Raw genomic sequence first — 4,905 nt, 5'->3', positions numbered from 1 at the left:
GAAGGACTTCAAGTCCGATCAGGAGGTGCGCTGGTGCCCCGGCTGCGGTGACTACGCGATCCTCGCGGCCGTGCAGGGCTTCATGCCCGAACTCGGCCTCGCCAAGGAGAACATCGTCTTCGTCTCCGGCATCGGCTGCTCCTCCCGCTTCCCGTACTACATGGACACCTACGGGATGCACTCCATCCACGGCCGCGCCCCCGCCATCGCCACCGGCCTCGCCACCTCACGCCGCGACCTCTCCGTCTGGGTCGTCACCGGCGACGGCGACGCCCTCTCCATCGGCGGCAACCACCTCATCCACGCCCTCCGCCGCAACGTCAACCTCAAGATCCTCCTCTTCAACAACCGCATCTACGGACTCACCAAGGGCCAGTACTCCCCCACCAGCGAAGTCGGCAAGATCACCAAATCGACGCCCATGGGATCCCTGGACGCACCCTTCAACCCGGTCTCCCTCGCGATCGGCGCGGAAGCCTCCTTCGTCGCCCGGACCGTCGACTCCGACCGCAAACACCTCACCGAGGTCCTGCGCCAGGCCGCCGCCCACCCCGGCACCGCACTCGTCGAGATCTACCAGAACTGCAACATCTTCAACGACGGCGCCTTCGAGATCCTCAAGGACCGCCAACAGGCCGAAGAAGCCGTCATCCGCCTCGAACACGGCCAGCCCATCCGCTTCGGCACCGACCGCACCCGAGGCGTGGTCCGCGACGAGCAGACCGGTGACCTGAAGGTCGTCACCGTCACCCCGGACAACGAGGCCCGCATCCTCGTCCACGACGCCCACTCCCCCTCCCCCACCACCGCCTTCGCCCTCTCCCGACTCGCCGACCCCGACACCCTGCACCACACCCCCATCGGCGTGTTCCGCTCCGTCGACCGGCCCGTCTACGACACACAGATGGCCGACCAACTGGACAACGCGATCGAGCAGTACGGCAAGGGCGACCTGTCGGCGCTGCTCGCGGGCGGGGACACCTGGACGGTCGTCGGCTGACCTACGACGCACATCCGAGGAGGCCCGGACCGCACGCTCGCCGTGCGGACCGGGCCTCTCCGCATGGGGCCACTGGGGGGTACTTACTTGAAAGTGGGTACTTTCGAAGAGTTAGCGCACCTCCTAGGGTTAGTGGCGCACTCGCCCCCCTGGAGGAGTTTCATCATGAGCATCGTCGTCACCGGAGCGACCGGGAACCTCGGCACGTTCGTCATCGAGGGCCTGCTGGAGAAGGTTCCGGCCGAGCAGATCACGGCCGTCGTACGCAACGAGGAGAAGGCCGCCGGGCTCGCGGCGCGCGGCGTGAAGATCGCCGTGGCCGACTACAGCGCCCCCGAGACCTTTGACGGCGTCATCTCCGCCGGTGACAAGGTCCTGCTGATCTCCGGCAGCGAGGTCGGCAACGACCGCGTCGGACAGCACACGGTCGTCATCGACGCCGCCAAGGCCGCCGGTGCCGCGCTCCTCGTCTACACCAGCGCGCCGGGCACCCTGACGGCGGCGCTGGCGGACGACCACCGGGGTACCGAGGAGGTACTGCTCGCCTCCGGTCTGCCGTACGTGCTGCTGCGCAACGGCTGGTACAACGAGAACTACACCGAGCAGCTCGGCCCCGTCCTGGAGTACAACGCCGTCACGCACGCCGCCGGTGAGGGCCGGGTGTCCTCCGCCGCCCGCGCGGACTACGCGGCCGCTGCGGTCGCCGTGCTGACCGGCGAGGGTCACGAGAACAAGACGTACGAGCTCGGCGGCGACGTCGCGTGGAGCTTCGCCGAGTACGCGGCCGAGCTGAGCCGGCAGACCGGCAAGGAGATAGCGAACAACGCCGTCTCCGTCGACGCCTACGCCGGCATCCTCACCGGCGTCGGCCTCCCCGAGGCGCTGGCGGCGATCCTCGCGGGCGTCGACGCGTCCGTCGAGAAGGGCGAGCTGGTCGTCTCCTCCGGTGACCTCTCCCGGCTGATCGGCCGCCCGACCACGCCGATCGCGGACTCGATCACGGCGGCACTCAAGGCCTGAGCCCCCGAATGACAGCCACCCCCGGCTGTCATGACCGTATGACGATACGGGCATGACAGCCGGGGGTGGTCGGCGTTACCTTCGTGGGACTTGGGCCGCGGGGCGCGGCCGGTCGAGAAGGAGGGGCCGTGGCGGCGCAGTCGAAGGGCGAACACCGGATAGGTCTGCTGAACGGCTTCGCGGCATACGGGATGTGGGGGCTCGTCCCGCTCTTCTGGCCCCTACTCAAGCCCGCCGGCGCGGTGGAGGTCCTCGCCCACCGCATGGTGTGGTCCCTCGGCTTCGTGGGGATCGCCCTGCTGGTGCTGCGGCGCTGGGCGTGGGCCGGTGAGCTGCTGCGGCAGCCGCGCAAGCTCGCCCTGATCGCGGTCGCGGCGGCGGTCATCGCCGTCAACTGGGGCGTCTACATCTGGGCCGTGAACAACGGCCAGGTCGTCGAGGCCTCCCTCGGCTACTTCATCAACCCGCTCGTCACCATCGCCATGGGCGTCCTGCTCCTGAAGGAACGGCTGCGCCCCGTGCAGTGGGCCGCAGTCGGCGTCGGCTTCACCGCCGTCCTCGTGCTGACCATCGGCTACGGGCGGCCGCCGTGGATCTCGCTCTGCCTCGCCTTCTCCTTCGCCACGTACGGGCTGGTGAAGAAGAAGGTCAACCTGGGCGGCACGGAGTCGCTCGCCGCGGAGACCGTGATCCTCTTCCTGCCCGCCCTGGGCTACCTGCTGTGGCTGGGCTCGCGCGGCGAGTCCACCTTCGGCACGGAGGGCACCGGGCACGCCCTGCTGCTGGCCTCGACCGGGCTGGTCACCGCGCTGCCGCTGGTCTGCTTCGGGGCGGCCGCGATCCGGGTGCCGCTGTCCACGCTGGGGCTGCTCCAGTACATGGCGCCGGTGTTCCAGTTCCTGCTCGGGGTGCTGTACTTCGGAGAGGCCATGCCGCCCGAGCGGTGGGCGGGGTTCGCCCTGGTGTGGCTGGCGCTGTCGCTGCTGACGTGGGACGCGCTGCGGACCGCCCGCCGCTGGGGCGGGGCACGTACGGCGAAGGCGCAGCCGGAGCCCGCGCCGGCACCCCTGTCGACGCCCGTACCGGAGGCTGTGCCAGAGGCTGTTCCTGAGGCTGCGCCGGAGGCCGAGGCGGTCGCCCCGAAGACCGGGAGCTGAGGTACGCCCCCACTTCTTCACGCGCCGCTCGCACCCGCTCGCACCAGACGGTGATCTTTCAGAATCCCCTCCCCCCACACGACGGCGGGCCGCCTCCCCAGCGGCCCGCCGTCGCCCTGTCCGGCCGCTCCGCCATGCCGTCGACCATGGTTTCGCCCGACGAGTCCGACATGCGAACACCCGTGGCCGAATACCGCTCTTGACGGAAAGTCAGCCCCGCCCGCACCATCCTGGCACCTCATTCACTCGGATTCGACATGAACACGCCAACAGCGATTCACGCGGATCCCTTGGAATTCGGAGCCCCCACATGAAGCTCTCTGTTCCAGTCACCGGGCGTGCCGCTGCCGCCGTCGCCGTCGCGGCGGCCACGCTCTTCACCAGCGGGTCCATAGCCGGGGCGGCTCCCGCCCCGGAGGCGGTGGCCGCCGCGCCCGACCTGCCCGTGGCCAACGTCAAGGCCCACCTCACCCAGTTCCAGTCCATCGCCGCCGCCAACGGCGGCAACAGAGCCCACGGCCGCGCCGGTTACACGGCCTCCCTGAACTATGTGAAGGGCAAGCTGGACGCCGCCGGTTTCACCACGACCGTGCAGTCCTTCACGTCCGGCGGCCGCACCGGGTACAACCTGATCGCCGACTGGCCCGGCGGCGACACCAACAAGGTCGTCATGGCCGGTTCGCACCTCGACAGCGTCACCTCCGGCGCCGGCATCAACGACAACGGCTCCGGTTCCGCGGCCGTGCTGGAGGCCGCGCTGACCGTGGCCCGCACCGGCTACCAGCCCACCAAGCACCTCCGGTTCGCCTGGTGGGGCGCGGAGGAGCTGGGCCTGGTCGGCTCGCGTTACTACGTCAACAACCTGTCCTCCGCGAACCGCGCCCGGATCAGCGGCTACCTCAACTTCGACATGATCGGGTCGCCGAACCCCGGGTACTTCGTCTACGACGACGACCCCACCATCGAGAAGACCTTCAAGGACTACTTCGCGGGCATCGGCGTCCCCACGGAGATAGAGACCGAGGGCGACGGCCGCTCCGACCACGCGCCGTTCAAGAGCGCGGGCGTCCCGGTGGGCGGCCTCTTCACGGGCGCGAGCCGCGCGAAGACCGCCGCGCAGGCCACCAAGTGGGGCGGCACGTCCGGGCAGGCGTTCGACCGCTGCTACCACTCGTCCTGCGACACGACGTCCAACATCAACGACACGGCCCTGGACCGGAACTCGGACGCGCTGGCGTACGCGGTGTGGGAGCTGTCGAAGTAGAAGCCGACAGTCGGGGGCGGGGGGAGGAGCCGCCGGCTGGGGGTGCGGGTGCCGTCACGGGCGCCCCGCCCTTGAGAGCGAGTGCAGGAGCCGGCTGAAGGGTGGTGTGGGTGCCGTGACGGGCACCGGGCCCTTGAGAACGAGAGTAGGAGCCGGCTGGGGGCGGGTGCTGTGACGGGCGCCGCGTCCTTGAGAGCGGAGCGGTGGCGAGGCGTTGCGGCGGTGCGTCGGCGCCAGCGCTCCGCGAGAGGGCTTGTTCGTGTCCGGGGCCGGTCGGTGACGCCATGTTGCCGACCGGCCCCCGAGGCATGTCGGCGGCGTGTCGGTCGTGTGGGGGTCAGCGGCGGTTGGGAGCAACCGCCCTGGCCCCCGGTCCGTACGGCGGGGGTCGGCCGGGTCGATCAGCGGCCGTGGGTCGCGCTCGGCGTCGACCACGGTCCTGAGGGTCAACGGCCGCGGGCGCG

4 protein-coding genes are annotated in these 4,905 nt (G+C 70.2%); all 4 read left to right on the top strand.

The genetic code is table 11. The features are described 5' to 3' along the window. Window positions 1-1,000 (top strand): 2-oxoacid:ferredoxin oxidoreductase subunit beta (locus AOK23_RS29355; RefSeq protein WP_055715621.1); only part of this gene is annotated, 1,000 nt, incomplete at its 5' end. A gap of 165 nt (window positions 1,001-1,165) precedes the next feature. Beyond that, window positions 1,166-2,020, top strand: a complete 855-nt coding sequence (locus AOK23_RS29350) for an NAD(P)H-binding protein (protein WP_055715620.1) — start codon at window positions 1,166-1,168, stop codon at window positions 2,018-2,020. Window positions 2,021-2,148: 128 nt separating this feature from the next. Next, entirely contained in the window at window positions 2,149-3,177 is a 1,029-nt protein-coding gene (gene rarD / locus AOK23_RS29345; RefSeq protein ID WP_055715619.1) for an EamA family transporter RarD, read from the top strand. Window positions 3,178-3,487: 310 nt separating this feature from the next. Beyond that, a complete protein-coding gene (locus tag AOK23_RS29340; RefSeq protein WP_055715618.1) occupies window positions 3,488-4,441 on the top strand; it encodes a M28 family metallopeptidase in 954 nt (317 codons plus the stop codon). The last annotated feature ends 464 nt before the right edge of the window (window positions 4,442-4,905 follow it).

The organism is Streptomyces torulosus (assembly GCF_001419765.1).
Classification (GTDB): domain Bacteria; phylum Actinomycetota; class Actinomycetes; order Streptomycetales; family Streptomycetaceae; genus Streptomyces; species Streptomyces torulosus.
This window is presented reverse-complemented; position numbering and strand designations above follow the sequence as displayed.